This is a genomic window from Microbacterium sp. 4NA327F11, assembly GCF_005503465.1.
GTDB classification, from domain to species: Bacteria; Actinomycetota; Actinomycetes; order Actinomycetales; family Microbacteriaceae; genus Microbacterium; species Microbacterium ginsengisoli.
This window is the reverse complement of record NZ_SCOB01000008.1, coordinates 1-18,594: the sequence shown is the minus strand read 5'-3', so window position 1 is coordinate 18,594 and position 18,594 is coordinate 1. Positions and strand designations below refer to the sequence as shown.

The 18,594-nt window shown below is 70.7% G+C and carries 19 protein-coding genes; 11 read left to right on the top strand and 8 right to left on the bottom strand.

Going from position 1 to position 18,594, the window contains the following annotated elements:
• Positions 1-26 precede the first annotated feature (26 nt).
• From FFS51_RS06820 to FFS51_RS06795, 6 genes are all read right to left on the bottom strand, one after another.
• Entirely contained in the window at positions 27-917 is an 891-nt protein-coding gene (locus FFS51_RS06820) for a LysR family transcriptional regulator (RefSeq protein ID WP_171006127.1), read from the bottom strand.
• 25 nt (positions 918-942) lie between these two features.
• Entirely contained in the window at positions 943-1,704 is a 762-nt protein-coding gene (locus tag FFS51_RS06815) for an SDR family NAD(P)-dependent oxidoreductase (RefSeq protein ID WP_137877866.1), read from the bottom strand.
• A 10-nt stretch (positions 1,705-1,714) separates the two neighbouring features.
• On the bottom strand, positions 1,715-2,614 hold the full coding sequence (locus tag FFS51_RS06810) for an MBL fold metallo-hydrolase (RefSeq protein ID WP_056518575.1): 900 nt from the start codon (positions 2,612-2,614) through the stop codon (positions 1,715-1,717).
• Positions 2,615-2,693: 79 nt separating this feature from the next.
• Positions 2,694-3,596 carry a quinone oxidoreductase family protein gene (locus tag FFS51_RS06805; RefSeq protein ID WP_137877865.1) on the bottom strand — a complete coding sequence of 301 codons (903 nt, stop codon included), beginning with the start codon at positions 3,594-3,596 and terminating at the stop codon, positions 2,694-2,696.
• A gap of 125 nt (positions 3,597-3,721) precedes the next feature.
• Positions 3,722-4,573, bottom strand: a complete 852-nt coding sequence (pdxY, locus tag FFS51_RS06800; RefSeq protein ID WP_137877864.1) for a pyridoxal kinase PdxY — start codon at positions 4,571-4,573, stop codon at positions 3,722-3,724.
• Positions 4,570-5,910, bottom strand: a complete 1,341-nt coding sequence (locus FFS51_RS06795; RefSeq protein WP_137877863.1) for an aminotransferase class I/II-fold pyridoxal phosphate-dependent enzyme — start codon at positions 5,908-5,910, stop codon at positions 4,570-4,572. Before FFS51_RS06795 ends, pdxY begins: the two co-directional genes overlap by 4 nt.
• Positions 5,911-6,005: 95 nt before the next feature.
• Here FFS51_RS06795 and pdxS point away from each other — a divergent pair, with 95 nt between their 5' ends.
• From pdxS to FFS51_RS06740, 11 genes are all read left to right on the top strand, one after another.
• Positions 6,006-6,896 (top strand): pyridoxal 5'-phosphate synthase lyase subunit PdxS, encoded by an 891-nt coding sequence (gene pdxS, locus FFS51_RS14825; protein WP_045248064.1) that lies wholly within the window; start codon positions 6,006-6,008, stop codon positions 6,894-6,896.
• Entirely contained in the window at positions 6,890-7,483 is a 594-nt protein-coding gene (gene pdxT, locus FFS51_RS14820) for a pyridoxal 5'-phosphate synthase glutaminase subunit PdxT (protein ID WP_212742791.1), read from the top strand. The genes pdxS and pdxT overlap by 7 nt, the downstream gene beginning before the upstream one ends.
• A gap of 46 nt (positions 7,484-7,529) precedes the next feature.
• A complete protein-coding gene (locus tag FFS51_RS06780; RefSeq protein WP_137877861.1) occupies positions 7,530-8,066 on the top strand; it encodes a DUF1697 domain-containing protein in 537 nt (178 codons plus the stop codon).
• 10 nt (positions 8,067-8,076) lie between these two features.
• The gene (locus FFS51_RS06775) at positions 8,077-8,835 is read left to right on the top strand and encodes a YebC/PmpR family DNA-binding transcriptional regulator (RefSeq protein WP_056208936.1); all 759 of its coding nucleotides are present in this window, start codon (positions 8,077-8,079) and stop codon (positions 8,833-8,835) included.
• 56 nt (positions 8,836-8,891) lie between these two features.
• Complete coding sequence (gene ruvC, locus FFS51_RS06770; RefSeq protein WP_249352677.1) at positions 8,892-9,455, top strand: crossover junction endodeoxyribonuclease RuvC; 564 nt, start codon at positions 8,892-8,894, stop codon at positions 9,453-9,455.
• Positions 9,456-9,500: 45 nt separating this feature from the next.
• Positions 9,501-10,121 (top strand): Holliday junction branch migration protein RuvA, encoded by a 621-nt coding sequence (gene ruvA / locus FFS51_RS06765; RefSeq protein WP_137877860.1) that lies wholly within the window; start codon positions 9,501-9,503, stop codon positions 10,119-10,121.
• Positions 10,108-11,139, top strand: a complete 1,032-nt coding sequence (gene ruvB / locus FFS51_RS06760) for a Holliday junction branch migration DNA helicase RuvB (protein WP_137877859.1) — start codon at positions 10,108-10,110, stop codon at positions 11,137-11,139. The genes ruvA and ruvB overlap by 14 nt, the downstream gene beginning before the upstream one ends.
• 76 nt (positions 11,140-11,215) lie before the next feature.
• Complete coding sequence (locus tag FFS51_RS06755) at positions 11,216-11,662, top strand: preprotein translocase subunit YajC (protein ID WP_056208943.1); 447 nt, start codon at positions 11,216-11,218, stop codon at positions 11,660-11,662.
• 37 nt (positions 11,663-11,699) lie between these two features.
• Complete coding sequence (secD, locus tag FFS51_RS06750; RefSeq protein WP_045248072.1) at positions 11,700-13,409, top strand: protein translocase subunit SecD; 1,710 nt, start codon at positions 11,700-11,702, stop codon at positions 13,407-13,409.
• A complete protein-coding gene (gene secF / locus FFS51_RS06745) occupies positions 13,409-14,398 on the top strand; it encodes a protein translocase subunit SecF (protein WP_137877858.1) in 990 nt (329 codons plus the stop codon). The genes secD and secF overlap by 1 nt, the downstream gene beginning before the upstream one ends.
• 64 nt (positions 14,399-14,462) lie before the next feature.
• Positions 14,463-16,715, top strand: coding sequence for a RelA/SpoT family protein (locus tag FFS51_RS06740; RefSeq protein ID WP_045248074.1), 2,253 nt, complete (start codon positions 14,463-14,465; stop codon positions 16,713-16,715).
• Here the strand turns inward: FFS51_RS06740 and FFS51_RS06735 are convergent.
• Together FFS51_RS06735 and FFS51_RS06730 are read right to left on the bottom strand one after the other, a co-directional pair.
• Complete coding sequence (locus FFS51_RS06735) at positions 16,702-17,253, bottom strand: SAM-dependent methyltransferase (protein ID WP_137877857.1); 552 nt, start codon at positions 17,251-17,253, stop codon at positions 16,702-16,704. The two genes, FFS51_RS06740 and FFS51_RS06735, sit on opposite strands and share 14 nt — an antisense overlap.
• A gap of 66 nt (positions 17,254-17,319) precedes the next feature.
• Positions 17,320-18,594, bottom strand: a complete 1,275-nt coding sequence (locus FFS51_RS06730) for a DUF349 domain-containing protein (RefSeq protein ID WP_137877856.1) — start codon at positions 18,592-18,594, stop codon at positions 17,320-17,322.

Here is an 18,594-nt window from a genome sequence, read left to right as displayed (position 1 = left end):
TCCCTCGAGAGAGCGGATGCCGCGCCTCACCCGCCGCGGCAGACGGCGCGCAGCATCGCCATGAACGCCGCGGCCGCGCGCGACGGCGTCGTGTGCACGGCTGTGCCGAGGAAGAGCGTCCACGCGGGCAGGGGCGGGTCGAGCGGTCGCACCGCGAGGGCATCGCCCACGTCTCCGAGCCCTGCGACGAAGTCGGGGACGATCGCGACCCCCGCGCCCTTCGCGACGAGCACGGGGATCGCCGCGGCATCCGGTGCCTCCACGCCGATGTCGCGCCGCAGGCCCGCCCGGGCGAACACCTCGTCGATGAGGTCGCGGGTGCCGAACCCGCGCGGGGCGTCGATGAACGGCGACGCCGCGAGCTCGGGAAGAGTGGCGACATCCGCCCCCGAGGCGTCGCCGAGCGGGGACAACGCGACGAACGATGCCGAGGCGACCGGCTCGAGCCGCACCTCGTCGGGCGTCGCGCCGACGGGGGAGAGGAGGGCGAAGTCGACCTCGCCGTGATCGATCGCGCGCACCAGCTCGTGGGAGCCCGCGACCACGAGCCGCACGCTCACGTGCGGGTGGCGACCGCGGAACTCGGCGATCGCCGATGTGAGGTCGATGAGTCCGAGAACCGGCAGGGCGCCGATCGTCACGATGCCGCGCAACCCGCGCCGCACCTCGTCGACTGCGGCCGCGGCCTGCGCGGCGTCGGCGAGGGTCTGTCGCGCGAGCGGCACCAGCGCGTGCCCGGCCGCGTTCAGCCGCACCCCGCGCGGGCCGCGATCGAACAGCGGTGACCCGAGCTCGCGCTCCAACGAGCGGATCGCGCTCGAGACGCCGGACTGGACGACGTGCAGCCGCTCGGCCGCCGCACTGATGCTCTCGGCATCGGCGACCGCGAGGAAGTACTCCAACTGACGCAGCTGCACGCGTCCATCCTCTCGCCTCCGGCGATCAGTGGGCCGTCTGGCCGCCGTCGATCGTGTACACGCTGCCGTTGATGAAGGGCGACGCATCGGAGGCGAGGAAGAGCACGAGGTTCGCGATCTCCTCCGGCTCCGACACCCGCCCCTGGGGCGAGTACGACAGCACGGTCTCGCGCATGGCGGGGTCCGCGAGCCATCCGTCGATCATCGGCGTGCGCACGAGGCCCGGCGCGACCGCGTTCACCCGCACACCCTCGCGGGCGTAGTCGAGCGCAGCCGCGCGCGTCAGGCCGACGACGCCGTGCTTGGCCGCCGCATAGGGGGACATCCCCGGGTCGGCGATGACTCCGGCCACCGAGGCGATGTTGACGATCGAGCCGCCGCCCCGGGCGAGCAGCGCCGGGATCTCGTGACGGAGCGAGAAGAACACCCCGGAGAGGTCGACCGCGAGCGTGTGCTGCCAGTCCGTCACGGTCTGCTCGGCGAGAGTCCCCGTCGGCGGGAGTGACCCCGCGTTGTTGACCGCGATGTCGAGGCCGCCGTAGGTGTCCACGGCGGTCTGCACGAGAACGGCGACCGCGGCGTCGTCCGAGACGTCGGCGACCGCGTGGGTCGCCCGGCCCCCGGCCGCGACGATGTCGTCGACGACGTGCTGGCCCGCCGCATCCCGGGAGCCGATCACCACAGCCGCACCGGCGCGACCGAGTGCGCGGGCGACGGCGGCGCCGATCCCGCTGGAGCCGCCCGTGACGACGGCGACCTTGTCGGAGAAGTCGAAGGTGACGCTCATGTCGGCCACCTCAGTCCGTCCAGCGCACGTAGAGCACCATCGCGCGCGCGTGGCTCTCGGTCCACAGCTCGACGCCCTTCATCGGGCCGTCGGCCCACCGCTCGGCGAGCTCGGCGGCGGCGCGGCGGGTGACCTCCTCGATGATGAACTTGATGCCGGCCTGCTCGCTGTCGCGGTGCTCGGCCAGCAGTTCGGGTGTGTTGATCTCGTCGTGCAGGCGCTTGACGGTGGCGTACACGTCGAGCACGTAGCGACGGGTCAGCTCCACATCACTCCGGCGCGCGACATCGGCGGTGTGCCCCGACAGGAAGTGCTCGAAGTCGTACTCGAGGAACCGGTCGAACGCGCCCAGGTAGGCGAACATGTTCTCGGTGATGTCGAAGTCGAGCAGCGGCACCCACCCGCGCGCGAGCAGGTCGATGGCGACCATGACCTTCTCGTCGGGGAGGAACAGCACCGTGTCGCCGTCGGCGGAGTGGAACCCGTCGCGGAACAGCTCGATGCGGCGGGTGCCGCGGGTGAGCGAGAGGGCACCCTCGTACACGACGGTCGGCGCCGGGCGGGCGGGGTCCGCCTTCTCGGCGAGGAACCGCGCGGTGCCGGCCTCGGCGATGATCTCCACGCCGTCGGCGAGCAGGTACGAGCCACCGATGTGATCCGAGTGCCCGTGCGAGTAGATGAGCGTGCGGATCGGCTCGTCGGTGACGTCGGCGATCGCGGTGCGGATGTGGTCGACGAGCGGTTCGGGAGCATCGAGCAGCACGACCCCCTCGCCGGTGGTGAAGAAGATCGTCTGGTAGTTGCCGTTCGTGATCATGAAGACCCCGGGGGTCATCTCCCGGGTCAGGAACCCGGCGCTGAGGTCGGTGACCTCCTCGGGCTGCACGTGGCGACGTGCGGGTGCGGACATGATGTGCCTCCTCGGCAATCGGTGGATGGGGATGGCGCGGCGAACGCCGCCCCGGCCGGGGCGGTGCGGATGCCGCGGGTCAGGGGACGAGCACGACGGCGCCCGCCTGCGCCAGGGCGTCCACGCCCTCGGCGAGCGGGCGCGTGGGAGCGGCGGGACGCGGGCCGGTGCGCAGCACCAGGTCGGCGACGGCCGTGTAGGCGATCTCGCGCTCGGCGGCCGACGCGAGGAAGTTGGAGTGCCCGATGATGCGCGCGCCGCGGTTGCGGAACGCGGGGGCCAGGATGCTCGCCTCGGCGCCGGCCGAGTTGCCGACCTGCGCGATGCGCGCGCCCGTGGCGAGGTGTCGAACGGCGACCGCGAGCGGCATGCCCCAGGTGAGGTCGATGACGACGTCGATGCCGCCCGCGGCGGCGAGCTGCGCGTCGAGGGCGTCGGCGTCGGCCGCGAGCACCCCCCGGGCACCTCGCGCGGCGATCGCGTCGAGCCCGGCGTCGGTGCGGGCGGTCGCGAGCACCGTCGCCCCGAGGTCGACGGCCGCGGCGACGGCGAGGGTGCCCGCCGATCCCGTTCCGCCGAGCACGAGCACGGTCTCCCCGGGCTGCGTCTGGGCGGCACGGTGCAGCGCGAGCCACGCGGCGATCCCCGGCACCCCGATCGCCGCCGCCGTCACCGGGTCGAGCCCGTCGGGCACCGGCACGCTCTCGGTACCGCGCAGCGGCACGACGTCGGCGAACGTGCCGAACGGCGCGGGCGGCGCGCTCACGTAGAGAAGCCCGCCCGCGGCATCCTGCACCACGCCGGAGAGGCCGGCGACGGCGCCGGGTGCGAGCGGGCGGAAGGGCATGGTCCCGGTGGCGATCACCCGGTCGACGGGGTTCACCGCCGCCGCGACGAGCGTCGCCGGCGTCGCATCAGCCGATGGCTCGTCGATCTCGGTGAGCACGATGCCGCCGGAGGCGGCGAGGGTGAGGGCGCGCATGTCGGCACCTGCCTTCCGGCCGCCCGTCGGGTGCGGCGGCCGGATTCATCGTCGATCCGGCGCCCCGGCGCCACAAGAATCGGAAAACGATCGCGGCCATCACCGAATGTGATGGATGCCGAGGCTCACCGCACGCGCGCGACGTCGAACTGCAGACGGGGGTGGGCGTACGCCTCCTGCGACTCGACGAGCAGCAGCTCCCGAGATCCCGCGTCGTGCGTGCGCTGCAGCAGATCGAAGACGCTCGACGTGGTGCGCGCGAGCGCGGCCTGCGCATCGCCGGTCGCGCGGTAATGCGCGGTGAACAGGGCCGCCGTCACATCGCCCGACCCGTTCGCCTTCATGCCGATCATGGGCGTCTGCACGAGCCAGGCGCCGTCCCCGTTCACGACGAGCATCTCGATCGTGCCCTCCGGGCGGTCGGGGCGGGCGACGCTCGTGACGAGCACGGTCTCGGGGCCGGAGGCCCGCACGAGGTCGGCCGCTTCGAGCGTCGAGGCGATCGTGTCGGGGGAGGTGCCCGTGAGGAATCCCAGCTCGAACTGGTTGGGGGTGACGAGGTCGGCGGCGGGCACGACCCGGTCGCGCAGCAGATCCGGGATTGCGGGGGCCACGAAGCATCCCGACACGGCGTTTCCCATCACCGGGTCGCAGGTGTAGATGGCGTCGGGGTTCGCGGCCTTGACCCGCGCGACCGCGTCGAGGATGACATCGGCGATGCCCTCGCTGCCCTGATAGCCCGACAGCACTACGTCGATCTCGGGGAAGACCCCGCGCTCCTCGATGCCGAGGATCACCTCGTGCACGTCGCTCGGGGCGATGAGCGGCCCCCGCCAGGAGCCATACCCGGTGTGGTTCGAGAAGGTCACCGTGTACACCGGCAGCACCTCGACACCGATGCGCTGCAGCGGGAACACGGCGGCCGAGTTGCCGACGTGCCCGTGGGCCACGGCCGACTGGATCGAGAGGATCTTCATCCGTCGATCCTCGCATCCGCGGCGCGCGCCGCGACGACCGCCGCGGCGACGTCGTCCGCGAGGCGCTCCTGATCGGCATCGTCAAGCTCGTGCACCGTGAGACGAAGAGCGGATGCCGCACCCCCGCCGGCCAGCTCGAACTCGTCGCCCGGCCGGGCGAGCCACCCGCGACGCATGAGCCCTTCGGCGACGGGGCGGGCCGCGGCATCCGTCGTCACCCACACGTTGAGTCCGTCGGAGGGCGGCACGACGATGCCGCGGTCGGCGAGCCGGGCGATGAAGGCGGCGTTGCGCGAGGCGTAATGCGCGCCGGCCGCGTCGATCTGCGCGCGCACCGCCGGGTCGATGAGGAGGGCGTGCGCGAGGCGCTGCAGCAGGTGACTGACCCAGGTGGTGCCGGGGCTCAGCCGCAGGGCGAGGCGTTCGGCGGTGTGCGGGTCTGCGGCTGTGATGGCCAGCCCCATGTCGGGCCCGAGGAACTTCGAGACCGAGCGGATGAGGGCCCAGCGCTCGTGGGCGGGGGAGATGAGCGAGTGGAACGAGCGGGTGGAGAGCAGGGAGAAGTGGTCGTCCTCAATGATGAGCACGTAGGGGTGCTCGGCGAGCACCTCCCGCAGCTGCGCCGCGCGCGCGGCGCTGAGACTCGCGCCGGTGGGGTTCTGCGCGCGGGGGGTGTGCACGACCGCCCGCACGCCCGCGGCGAGCGCGGCCCGGAGTCCGGCGACAGTCATGCCCTCCTCGTCGACCGGGACGGGCACGGCCCGGTAGCCGCCGAGGCGCACGATGTTCAGGCTCGACAGGAAGCACGGGTCCTCGAGCGCCACGGCGTCGTCGCGGGCGAGGGTCTGCGAGAGCAGGCGGTCGATCGCGTCGGACGCGCCTCCGGTGATCGTGAGGCGGATGTCGCGCGCCTCCGGCAGCGCCTCGGTCATCCAGTCCCGCGCCCACGTCTCGAGCGCACGGTCGATGACCGGCTCGCCGTAGAGCACGGGGTGTCCGCCGACGCGTCGGAGGGCCTCGGTCGGGTCGGGGATGAGTCGCGGGTCGGGGTTGCCCGTGCCGATGTCGCGCAGCACGGTGTCGGCGGCGTAGCCCTCCTGCGCGATGCGGGTGCGCGCGGCGATGCGGGTTCCGGCGCGCCCCCGCGAGACCACGACCCCCGCCAGAGCGAGCTGCCGGTAGGCGGCGACGACGGTGTTGCGGTTCACGCCGAGCGTGTCGGCGAGGGTGCGCACGGGCGGCAGCAGCGCGCCGGGGACACGATCGCCTCGCTCGACGAGCGTGCGCACGCTGTCCGCGATCTCGGTCGCGGTGGTGCCCGTGATGCCGGTCGTCATGTGTGACCCCCTCGCAGCAAGCCTAAGCGCCAGTCGTGTTACATTTCGGCCTAGGCCAAAACATGGCGTCATCCGGACGCCCGAAGGAGCAGACCGTGACCACTCCCACCATCGGTTCCGACCGCGTCAAGCGCGGCCTCGCCGAGATGCTCAAGGGCGGCGTCATCATGGACGTCGTCACCGCCGAGCAGGCGCGCATCGCCGAGGACGCCGGCGCCGTCGCCGTGATGGCGCTCGAGCGGGTGCCCGCCGACATCCGCGCCCAGGGCGGCGTCGCCCGCATGAGCGATCCCGACCTCATCGACGACATCATCGCGTCGGTCTCCATCCCGGTCATGGCGAAGGCGCGCATCGGGCACTTCGTCGAAGCGCAGGTGCTGCAGCAGCTCGGCGTCGACTACATCGACGAGTCCGAGGTGCTCTCGCCCGCCGACTACGTCAACCACATCGACAAGTGGAAGTTCACGGTGCCCTTCGTCTGCGGCGCCACCAACCTCGGCGAGGCATTGCGTCGCATCAACGAGGGCGCGGCCATGATCCGCTCCAAGGGCGAAGCCGGCACGGGCGATGTGTCCGAGGCGACCAAGCACATCCGCAAGATCACGAGCGAGATCAACGTGCTGCGCTCTCTCACCAAGGACGAGCTCTACGTCGCCGCGAAGGAGCTCCAGGCGCCCTACGAGCTGGTCGCCGAGATCGCCGAGACCGGCACGCTCCCGGTCGTGCTCTTCACCGCCGGCGGGGTCGCCACCCCCGCCGATGCGGCCATGATGATGCAGCTCGGTGCCGACGGCGTGTTCGTCGGCTCCGGCATCTTCAAGAGCGGCAACCCGGCCGAGCGCGCCGCCGCCATCGTGAAGGCGACCACGTTCTACGACGACCCGGCCGTCATCGCCGAGGTCTCGCGCGGACTCGGCGAAGCGATGGTCGGCATCAATGTCACCGACCTGGCCGCACCGCACCGCCTCGCCGAGCGCGGCTGGTGACCAGCCCGCGCATCGGGGTACTCGCGCTCCAGGGCGACGTGCGCGAGCACGCCGTCGCCCTGGCGGCGCTCGGGGCGGATGTCGCCAGGGTGCGGCGCCCCGACGACCTCGCCGCCGTGCAGGGGCTCGTGATCCCGGGCGGCGAGTCGAGCGTCATCGACAAGCTCGCCCGCGCCTTCGAGCTGCGCGACCCCCTGCGCGAGGCGATCGCCGGAGGGCTCCCGGTGTACGGCACCTGTGCCGGCCTCATCCTGCTCGCCGAGCGCATCGTCGACGGCATCGCCGGGCAGCAGACCTTCGGCGGCCTCGACGTGACGGTGCGCCGCAACGCGTTCGGCAGCCAGGTGGACTCGTTCGAGACCGACCTCGACGTGCCCTCCCTCGGCGCACCGCCTGTGCACGCCGCGTTCATCCGCGCACCGCTCATCGAACAGGTCGGCGCCCGGGCCGAACCGCTCGCCCACCTCTCCGACGGGCGGGTCGTCGCCGTGAGGCAGGGCCCCCTGCTCGGCACGTCGTTCCACCCCGAGGTCACGGGGGAGCTGAGGTTCCACCGCCTGCTGCTCGACGCCGTCGCAGCGGCGTGAGCCGCGGCATCCGTTCGATGTCGTCCCCGCCGCGTAGTCTCGCGGCATGACGAGCTGGATCGCCCTGCTGCGCGGGGTCAACGTCGGCGGCGCGACCGTGCGCAACGCCGAGCTGCGCGAGATCGTGACGGGCATCGGGGGCACTGACGTCGTGCCGGTGCTCGCGAGCGGCAACGTCGTGTTCGACCACCCGACCGAGCGAGCGGATGCCGCGGCTCTCCGCGCGAGGCTCGAGGCGGCGCTCGGACGCCGCTACGACTACGACGCGCACCTGCTGCTCGTTGCCCGGGAGGCCGTCGAAGAGGCGATCGGCGGGTTCCCGTTCGCGGCCGACGACACCGCGCGGCAGCCCTGGGTGATCTTCTGCGACACCGCGCAGACCGCGGCATCCCTCATCGACGAGCCCCGCGACGACGACCTCGATCCGGTCGCCCGCGACGGCGCCGTCGTGTACTGGAACCCACCCAAGGGACGTTCGACCGACACCCCCTTCGCGAAGGCGGTCGCGCGTCGCACCTGGCGGGAGCGCACCACGACGCGCAATCTCCGCACCCTCGTGAAGATCCTCGCCGCACGCCCGTAAACTGGAACCTATGTCCGGACACTCCAAATGGGCCACGACCAAGCACAAGAAGGCGGTCGTCGACGCCCGCCGCGCGAAGTCGTGGGCGAAGCTCATCAAGAACATCGAGGTCGCAGCCAAGCTCGGCGGTGCCGACCTGCAGGGAAACCCGACCCTCTTCGACGCAGTGCTCAAGGCCAAGAAGACCTCGGTGCCCAAGGACAACATCGACCGCGCGATCAAGCGCGGCGCCGGCATCGGCGGCGAGTCGGTCGAGTACTCGTCGATCATGTACGAGGGCTACGGTCCCAACGGCGTCGCCCTCATGATCGAGTGTCTGACCGACAACAAGAACCGCGCCGCGGCCGAGGTGCGCACGGCACTCAGCCGCAACGGCGGCACCCTCGCGGACCCCGGTTCGGTCGCCTACAACTTCTCCCGTAAGGGCGTCATCGTCGTCTCTGAGGAGGGCACGACCGAGGATGACGTCATGCTCGCGGCCCTCGAGGCGGGCGCCGAGGAGATCGAGCCCCACGCCCAGGGCTTCGAGGTCATCACCGAGGCATCCGATGTCGTGGCCGTCCGCAGCGCGCTCGTCGACGCCGGCATCGAGTACGAGTCGGCCGACGTCGAGTTCGTCCCGACCCTCAAGGTCGAGATCGACGCCGAGACCGCCCGCAAGGTGTTCCGCCTCATCGACGCCCTCGAGGACAGCGACGACGTGCAGAACGTCTACTCGAACTTCGACCTCACCGCCGAGGTGCAGGCCGAGCTCGAAGAGGACGAGTGATCGCACGCGGGGCGCGCCGCTCGAGCGCCGCGACCCGCGATCGTTAGCGTGGGGGAGTGACCACCCCTTCGCTGCGCGTGCTGGGCATCGACCCCGGCCTCACCCGCTGCGGCGTGGGCGTGGTGGATGTCGCTCCCGACCGCTCTGCGCGCCTCGTACACGTCGGGGTCGTGCGCTCCTCACCCGACCTCGCGATCGAGCGGCGCCTGCGCCTCATCGCCGACGGCATCCGCGAGGTCGTTGCCGCCCACCAGCCCCACGTGGTCGCCGTCGAGCGCGTCTTCGCCCAGCACAACCGGCACAGCGTCATGGGCACGGCACAGGCGAGCGGCATCGCGCTGCTCGTCGCCGCCGAGTTCGGCCTCGAGGCCGCGACCCACACGCCGTCCGAGGTGAAGGCCGCCGTCACCGGCTACGGCTCAGCCGACAAGGCGCAGGTGCAGGCGATGATCGCGCGCCTGCTGCGCCTCGACGCACCCCCGCAGCCGCCGGATGCCGCGGACGCCCTGGCCCTCGCGCTCTGCCACGCCTGGCGTCGCGGCCCCGCCGCCCCCGGGGCATCCGCCGTGACGCCGGCGCAGCGCGCCTGGGCCGACGCCGAGCGCCGCGCCCGCCGCTAGCGTGTCGCTCGAACATATCTGCGAACCGTCTCGTAGGGTGGAGCCATGATCGCTTCCGTGCGCGGCTCCGTGCTGTACGTCGACGGCGACACCGTCGTCGTCGAGACCGGCGGCGTCGGCTACGCCGTTGCCGTGACGCAGCCCGTCGCCCACAGCCTGACTCCCGGCGCCGAGGTGCTGCTGCACACGCATCTCGTCGTGCGCGAAGACGCGATGCAGCTCGTCGGGTTCACCGAGCGCGCCGAGCTCGTCGTGTTCCTGGCGCTCCTCGGCGTCTCCGGCGTCGGCCCGAAGTCGGCCCTCGGCGTGCTCTCGCACCTGTCGATCGACCAGATCGCCGCCGCCGTCGCCGCCGAGGACGACGCGCCGTTCCGGCGCGTCTCCGGGATCGGCCCGAAGACGGCGAAGCTCATCGTCGTGCAGCTCGCCGGGCGCCTCGCCCCGCCGCCGGCTGCCTCGACCTCTCCGGCGGACGGGGGAGACGCCGCGCTGCTCACCCAGCTCACCGCGGCCCTGAACGGTCTCGGCTGGAACGACCGGGTCGCACAGGAGACCGCGACATCCGTCATCGAGAGCGCGCCCGCGACCGAACGCAGCGTTCCCGCCTTGCTCCGGCTCGCCCTCGCCGAACTCGGGCCCGCGCGAGGGGAGCATGTGCGTGGATGAGGTGAACCCGCAGGCGGTCGATGAGAGCGAGCTCGCCATCGAGGGCGCACTGCGCCCGACGTCGCTCGCCGAGTTCATCGGGCAGCCCAAGGTGCGCGGGCAGTTGCAGCTGCTGCTCGATGCCGCTCGCATCCAGGAGCGGCCCGCCGATCACATCCTGCTCGCCGGCCCCCCGGGGCTCGGTAAGACCACCCTCGCGATGATCGTCGCGCACGAGAGCGGGCGTCCCCTGAGGCTCTCGAGCGGCCCTGCAATCCAGCACGCGGGGGACCTCGCGGCGCTGCTGTCGAGCCTGCAGCCGGGGGAGGTCCTGTTCATCGACGAGATCCACCGGATGGCCCGTTCGGCGGAGGAGATGCTGTATCTCGCGATGGAGGACTTCCGCATCGACATCATGGTGGGCAAGGGCGCCGGCGCCACCTCGATCCCGCTCGATCTCGCCCCCTTCACGCTCGTGGGCGCGACGACGCGCTCCGGCATGCTGCCGAACCCACTGCGCGACCGGTTCGGCTTCACCGCCCATCTGGAGTACTACGACCCCGCCGAGCTCGAACGCGTCGTCGAGCGCTCGGCAATCGTGCTCGGGGTCGAACTGTCCGCCCGCGCGCGCGCCGAGATCGCCCGCCGCTCCCGGGGGACACCCCGCATCGCGAACCGACTGCTGCGCCGCGTACGTGACTACCTGCTCGTACACGGGGGCGCGGGCACGGATGTCGCGGCCGTCGGCGCCGCGCTCGAGCTCTACGACGTCGACCCGATCGGTCTCGATCGGCTCGACAGGGCGGTGCTCGACATTCTGATCCGCCGGTTCGGCGGCGGGCCCGTCGGCCTCGGCACCCTCTCGGTGACGGTCGGAGAGGAGGCCGACACGATCGAGTCGGTCGTCGAGCCCTACCTCGTGCGCATCGGACTCATGGGTCGCACGCCCCGCGGGCGCGTCGCCACGCCCGAGGCGTATGCCCATCTCGGTGTGGCCCCGGCACATGCGACCGGAACGCTCGATATGGATGACCTATAATCGCTGAAGGCTTTCGCCGCCCTCTCCCTACGGCGCCCATCCTGAGTGCGCCTCATCTGAAAGGCTCCGCGCCCGCATGGACTTCGGCACGTTCTTCAGCAACTACGGCCTGCTCATCCTGCTCGTCCTGCTCCTGGTCTTCATGTTCTGGAGCTCCCGACGCCGCATGCAGAAGCAGAAGGCCGAGGTCGAGGCCCGCGCGCGTCAGACCGTCCCCGGCGCCAAGGTGCTGCTGCAGGGAGGCCTGTACGGCACCATCGTGACCTTCGACTCCGACAACCTTGACCAGCCGGCCGTGGTCTCGATCGCCCCCGGCGTCGAGATCGAGGTGCACAGCCAGGCGATCCTTCGCGTCGTCGACCCGATCGACGAGGTCGTCACCGAGGACGAGTACCTCGAGGCCGAGGCCACCCACGACGAGTACGAGGCCGGCGTCGCCAGCGGCGAGATCTCCTCGATCAGCGACGACCAGAAGAAGGCCGCCGACGCCGACGACGAGAAGAAGAACGGCACCGACGCCTGACACGGTGCCCGCGCACCCCTTCCGAAAGACCTGATCAGTGGCGACATCCACCCCCGTCAAGCACGCCTGGCGTGCCCTCATCGGCCTGCTGGCCGTGATCGCCGTGCTGTTCGGCATCAACGCCCTCGGCGTCTACGTGTTCCAGAAGTCGTCGTGGGCCCCGCAGCTCGCGCTCGACCTCCAGGGCGGCACGCAGATCATCCTGCAGGCGCAGACCGTCGACGGCGCGGCACCCACCGACACGCAGATGAACCAGGCGGTGTCGATCATCCGCCAGCGCATCGACGCGTCGGGTGTGTCCGAGGCATCCGTCTCGACAGAGGGCGGCCGCAACATCGTCGTGCAGATCCCCGGAACGGCGGACGAGCAGACGCGACAGCGCATTGAGGCCTCGGCCCAGCTGCAGCTGCGGGCCGTGCTGTACACGTCGGCCGACGTCACCGGCAGCTTCACCGGACAGGACGGGAACCAGACGCCCTACCCGACGCCGGCGCCCACCCTGCAGTCCACCCCGACCGCGTCGCCGACGAGCGGCAGTGACACCTCGTGGATCACCCCGGCGCTGCAGGCGGAGTATCAGGCCTACAACTGCTCCGCGACGACGAACGACCCCGCGAACGCGCCCAAAGACAAGCCGCTCGTCACCTGCGACTCGACCAACACCGCGAAGTACATCCTCGGACCCGTCGAGCTCGACGGCTCCGCCATCACCGACGCCAGTGCCGGCCTGAACACGCAGAACGGCCAGTGGGTCGTGAACCTCGTGTTCAACGGCGAGGGAACCCAGACCTTCGGCGACATCAGCAAGCGCCTCTACAGCCAGACGGCGCCGCTCAACCAGTTCGCCTTCGTGCTGGACGGATCCGTTCTCTCCGCCCCCAGCATGAACGCCGTGATCACCGACGGCAAACCGCAGATCTCGGGCTCGTTCACGCAGGAGAGCGCGACCACGCTCGCCGACCAGCTCAAGTTCGGTGCGCTGCCGCTGAGCTTCTCGGTGCAGAGCTCCGACACCATCTCCGCGACCCTCGGCTCACAGCAGCTCATGATCGGTCTGATCACGGGACTCATCGGTCTGGCGCTCGTCGCGATCTACTCGCTCATCGTCTACCGGGCTCTCGGCTCGGTGATCATCGCGTCCCTCGCGGTGATGGCGGTCATCACGTACGCGGTGCTCTGCATCCTGGCGTGGCGCATGGGCTTCCGCCTGTCTCTCGCCGGTGTCGCCGGTCTGATCGTGACGATCGGCTTCACCGCCGACTCGTTCATCGTGTACTTCGAGCGCATCCGAGACGAGCTGCGCGACGGCAAGTCGATCACCTCCGCCGTCGAGGACGGCTGGGGCCGGGCGAAGCGCACGATCTACATCTCGAAGTCGATCAACGTGCTCGCGGCCGTCGTGCTCTACATCCTCGCGGATGCGACGGTGAAGGGCTTCGCGTTCACGCTCGGCATCACGACCGCGATCGACGTGCTCATCTTCATCCTGTTCACGCACCCTGTCATGCAGCTGCTGGCACGCACCCGGTTCTTCGGCTCGGGGCACCCGCTCTCGGGTCTCGACCCCGAGGCGCTCGGCGCCGTCTACCGCGGCCGCGCCCAGTTCCGCGCCCCGGCAGCGGCGACCGCCGGGCGTTCGGCGAAGTCGCGCAAGGAGGCGGAGCGCCGGCAGACGATCGCCGAGCGAAAGCGCGCGGCCGAACTCGGCGGCGGGACCACGACCGCGACCAAGGAGGGAGACGACTGATGCGCTCCATGAATCAGCTCGGAAACGACCTCTACACCGGCAAGACGTCCTTCCCCTTCGTCGGCCGTCGTCGTGTGTGGTTCATCATCGCGGCGGTGCTCGTGATCGCGTCGGTGCTCGTTCCCCTCGTGCGCCCGATCCACTTCTCGATCGAGTTCACCGGCGGCTCGCAGTTCACCGTGAGCGGTCTGACGAACCCCGATCAGCTCACCGCGACGAACGCCGTCAACGGTGTCGTCCCCGGCTCGGTCTCGAGCGTCACCACGGTCGGGGGCACCTCGGTTCAGGTCGAGACGAACCAGATGACGCCCGAGCAGACCCAGCAGGTCAGCCAGGCGCTCGCCACGGCGTTCGACGTGCCGCAGACCGACGTCACCGACTCGTTCATCGGTCCGGCGTGGGGCGCGGATGTCACGCGCCAGTCGCTCTGGGGACTCGCGATCTTCCTCGCGCTGACGTTCCTCATCCTCGCGCTCTACTTCCGCACGTGGAAGATGTCGGCCGCGGCCGTCATCGGCGTGGTGGACGTGCTGGTGATCACGATCGGCATCTACGCGGTCTGCGGCTTCGCGATCTCGCCCGCCGCGGTGATCGGATTCCTCACGATCCTGGCGTACTCGCTCTACGACACGACAGTCGTGTTCGACAAGATCCGGGAGAACACGCGCGAAGGCGGTGAGGCGGCCGGTCGCCTGTTCGGCGAGTCGGTGAACCTGGCGGTCAACCAGACCCTCATCCGTTCGATCAACACGACCATCGTCGCGGTGCTCCCGACCGGTGCGATCCTGTTCATCGGCGCGTTCTGGCTGGGTGCACAGACGCTCACCGACATCTCGCTGTCGATCTTCGTCGGAACGATCGTGGCTGCCTACTCGACGATCTTCGTGGCGGCGCCGCTGTACTCGCTGTTCCGTGAGAACGAGCCGAAGGTCAAGGCGCGCGACGCCCGCGTGCGCGCCTCTCGCAGCAAGGCAGCGGTCGCCGCCTGAGCGGCCGTCCATCTCGGCAGCGGGCGTAGGATGATCCGATCCGGCGAAGGGCGGTGAGACGCGAGTGACCGAGACCGTTCCGGCCGCGCCCCAGGCCTCTTCGCTGCGGCGGCTCGTGCCTCGGATCTTCTCCCGCGCGCACCGGCGCGACGATGTCGACCAGCTCGTGCGCACGGTCCGCACGCATCATCCGCGCGGCGACCTCGCTGTCATCGAGCGCGCATACACCGTCGCGGAGCGCGCGCACCGCGACCAGAAGCGCCAGAGCGGTGAGCCCTACATCACGCACCCGCTCGCGGTCGCTCAGGTGCTCGCCGATCTCGGTCTCGGACCGAAGGCGATCGCTGCGGCCCTGCTGCACGACACCGTCGAGGACACGGACTACAGCCTCGACCAGTTGACGGCGGAGTTCGGCGACGAGGTCGCGATGCTCGTCGACGGCGTCACGAAGCTCGACAAGGTCAAGTACGGCGAGAGCGCGCAGGCCGAGACGGTCCGCAAGATGATCGTCGCGATGTCGCGAGACATCCGCGTGCTCCTCATCAAGCTCGCCGACCGGCTCCACAACGCGCGCACGTGGGGTTTCGTGCCGCCCGAGAAGGCGCAGAAGAAGGCGCGCGAGACTCTCGAGATCTACGCTCCGCTCGCGCACCGCCTCGGCATCCAGGCGATCAAGTCGGAGCTCGAGGACCTCTCGTTCGCCGTACTGCACCCCAAGCTCTACGCCGAGATCGAGAGTCTGGTCAAGCAGCGTACGCCCCAGCGCGAGCAGTACGTGCACAGTGTGATCGACTCCGTCGATGCGGATCTGCGCGAGCTGCGCATCCGCGGGCGCGTCATGGGTCGTCCGAAGCAGCTGTACTCCGTGTATCAGAAGATGGTGGTGCGCGGTCGGGAGTTCGACGACATCTACGACCTGATCGGCATCCGCGTGATCGTCGCGACCGTGCGCGACTGCTACGCCGTGCTGGGCTCGATCCACGCCCGCTGGACGCCACTACCCGGCCGCTTCAAGGACTACATCGCGACGCCGAAGTTCAACCTGTACCAGTCGCTGCACACCACGGTGATCGGCCCGGGCGGTCGTACGGTCGAGATCCAGATCCGTACGAACGAGATGCACCAGCAGGCCGAGTACGGCGTCGCGGCGCACTGGAAGTACAAGGAGCGGATGTCGGGCAGTCGCACCGACGACCGCACCGTCGACACCGACATGGCGTGGCTCGCCCACATCTCCGACTGGCAGGCCGAGACCGCTGACCCCGGCGAGTTCCTCGAGTCGTTGAGGTTCGAGATCGGCGCCAAGGAGGTCTACGTCTTCACGCCGAAGGGACGCGTGATCGGGCTCCCGTCCGGCGCGACTCCGGTCGACTTCGCCTATGCGGTGCACACCGAAATCGGCCATCGCACGATGGGGGCGAAGGTCAACGGGCGTCTCGTACCGCTCGAGAGCGAACTGAACTCGGGCGACGTCGTCGAGGTGTTCACCTCGAAGAACCCGGATGCGAGCCCGAGCCAGGACTGGCTCACGTTCGTCAAGAGCACCCGCGCGCGCAACAAGATCCGCGGCTGGTTCACGAAGGAGCGCCGCGAAGAGGCGATCGAACAGGGCAAGGAGTCGATCGCCCGCGCGATGCGGCGGCAGAACCTGCCCCTGCAACGCCTGATGAACCAGGACTCCTTCTCCCAGGTCGCGCACCAGCTGAAGTACGAAGACGTCTCCGCCCTGTACGCCGCCGTCGGCGAAGGGCACGTCTCCACCCAATCGGTCATCGAGAAGGTCACCGCGCTCGTCGCGGAGGGGGACACCTCCACGGGGGCCATCGAGCTGCCCCACGTCGGCCGCAGCCGCGCGCCGCGTGACGGTGACTCGGGCGTCCTCGTGCGCGGCGCTCCCGACATCCTCGTGAAACTCGCGAAGTGCTGCACCCCGGTCCCGGGCGACGAGATCGTCGGGTTCGTGACGCGCGGCAGCGGCGTCTCCGTGCACCGCACCGACTGCACGAACGTGAAGGCGCTCATGGACAACCCGGAGCGGCTCATCGACGTCGAGTGGGCGCCGACCACGAAGAGCGTGTTCCTGGTGCAGATCCAGGTCGAGGCCCTCGACCGATCGGGACTGCTCAGCGACGTGACCCGCGTGCTCAGCGAGCACCACGTCAACATCCTGTCGGCGACGGTGTCGACCACCGACGACCGCCTCGCGCTCAGCCGGTTCGTGTTCGAGATGGGCGACACCGTGCACCTCGACCGCGTGCTCAACGCGGTGCGTCGCATCGACGCGGTCTACGACGTCTACCGCGTCACGTCGTCCTGAGCTCGTCGATCAGAGCCTCCAGCATCGCGAGGCCGCGGCGCTTGTGGTGCAGCGGGCCCGCCGCCTGCAGCAGAGCGTAGGCGTCACTTACCCGCACAGCCGGTGCGGGATGGGCGTCGCACAGCGCGCGCACCGCGACGTCGTCGCCCGCACGGGCGAGGTCGGTCGTGGTGTACACGGCGGATGTCACCGCCACGCCGCCGCAGAGCTCGACGGCGTCGGCGGGGAGACCCTGATCGCTGTACACGAGGCGCCGGTCGACGGGCTGGCCGATGCGGTGCGCGACCGCGCGCTGCACGCTCTGACGCTCGGGCAGCGGGAGCAACGCTCCGTGCACCCAGGCGGCGCTGCGACCGACGAGCGCGGTGTTGGCCGGCACAAGCTGGGCGAGGGAGGCCGCCCGGATCGCGGGGGTCTCGATGGCGTCGGCGGGCATGAACGCATCGCCGACCTCGACGAGGTCGCCGTCGATGCGCGCCGCACTCAACTCCGCGACCGACAAGCGGTCACCTGCGACGTACACGAACGGTGATCCCATGCGAGCCATGGTGCCGCACGCGGCATCCGCTCGCCGGACCGGAGGGTCGAAGCTGTGGAGAAGGCGTCAGCCGCCGATGGCGCGCAGCCAGCCGCGACGCGCCTCGAGCGCCTCGGTCGCCGCCTTGACCTTGCGGCTGTCGCCGGTCGCCTTCGCCGCGGCGAGGTCGTCCTCGAGCTTCGCGATGGCATCCTCGAGCTGACGCGTCATGTCGTTCGCACGCGCCTTCGTCTCGGGGTTGTTCTCACGCCAGTGCGTCTGCTCGCGGTCGCGCACGCCCTGCTCGATGCGACGAAGTTCGTCGTCGAGCTGGCGCTCCTTGTCACGGGGGAAGATGCGGCCGATCTCGTCCCAGCGACGCTGGAGACCGGTGAGCAACTGCCGCGCGGCGGCAAGGTCCTTCTCGCCCGGAACCGCGGCGGCCTCGGTGAGCAGCGCCCGCTTGAGCTCGATGCGCTCCTTCGACTCCTCGGCCTCGACGCGATCGCGGTCGGAACGGGCGCCGTAGAGCACGTCACCGGCGGCCTTGAACCGGGCCCACAGGGCGTCGTCGATCTTCTTGCCCGCGCGGCCCGCGCTCTTCCACTCGTCGAGGAGGGTGCGGTAGGCGGCGATGCCGTCCTCGCCGCGCGGGGCGAGGGCCTCGGCCCGCTCGACCAGACGCGACTTGCTGTCGCGCGCCGACTTGTGGGTCTCGTCGAGGTCGGCGAAGTAGGCGCGACGGTGACGGTCAATCGTCGCGCGCGCGTCACGGAAGCGGCCCCAGAGCTTCTGAGAGATGGCGCGGGGGAGACGAGGACCGTTCTGCTGGTGGTTCTGCCACTGGTCGAAGAGCGTGGCGATGTCGGCCGTGGTCTGCTTCCACTGCACGCTCTGCGGGTCGCGGGCGGCGAGAGCCTCTGCCTTCTCCACGATCGCGGTGCGCTCGGCGATCGCCTCGTCGACGGCCTCCTTGGCCTGCTGCGCCTCGACCTCGGTGGCGGCGCTCAGCGCGGCCACGAGAGCGTCGAGTCGCGCGGCGAGTCCTTCGAGGTCGCCGACCGCGGCCGCGCCCACGACGCGCTCGCGCACGGCGGCGGCGGCGGAGCTCAGGTCGGCGGCGCCCGCGCCTCCGCGGCGGTGACGCGCCTCGAGGAGCACCACCTCGCCCGCGAGATCGGCGTACTTGCGCTCGAAGTAGGCGAGGGCCTCGTCGGTGGACCCGTCGGGGTACTGGCCGACGATGCGCCATCCGGCGGACTCGCGCACCGACACGGTGCCGTCCTCTTCCACACGCCCCCAGGGCTCCGTGGTCGCGGCGGGCGCAGCCGCCGGTGCGGCGGAGCGCGGGCGGGTGGGCAC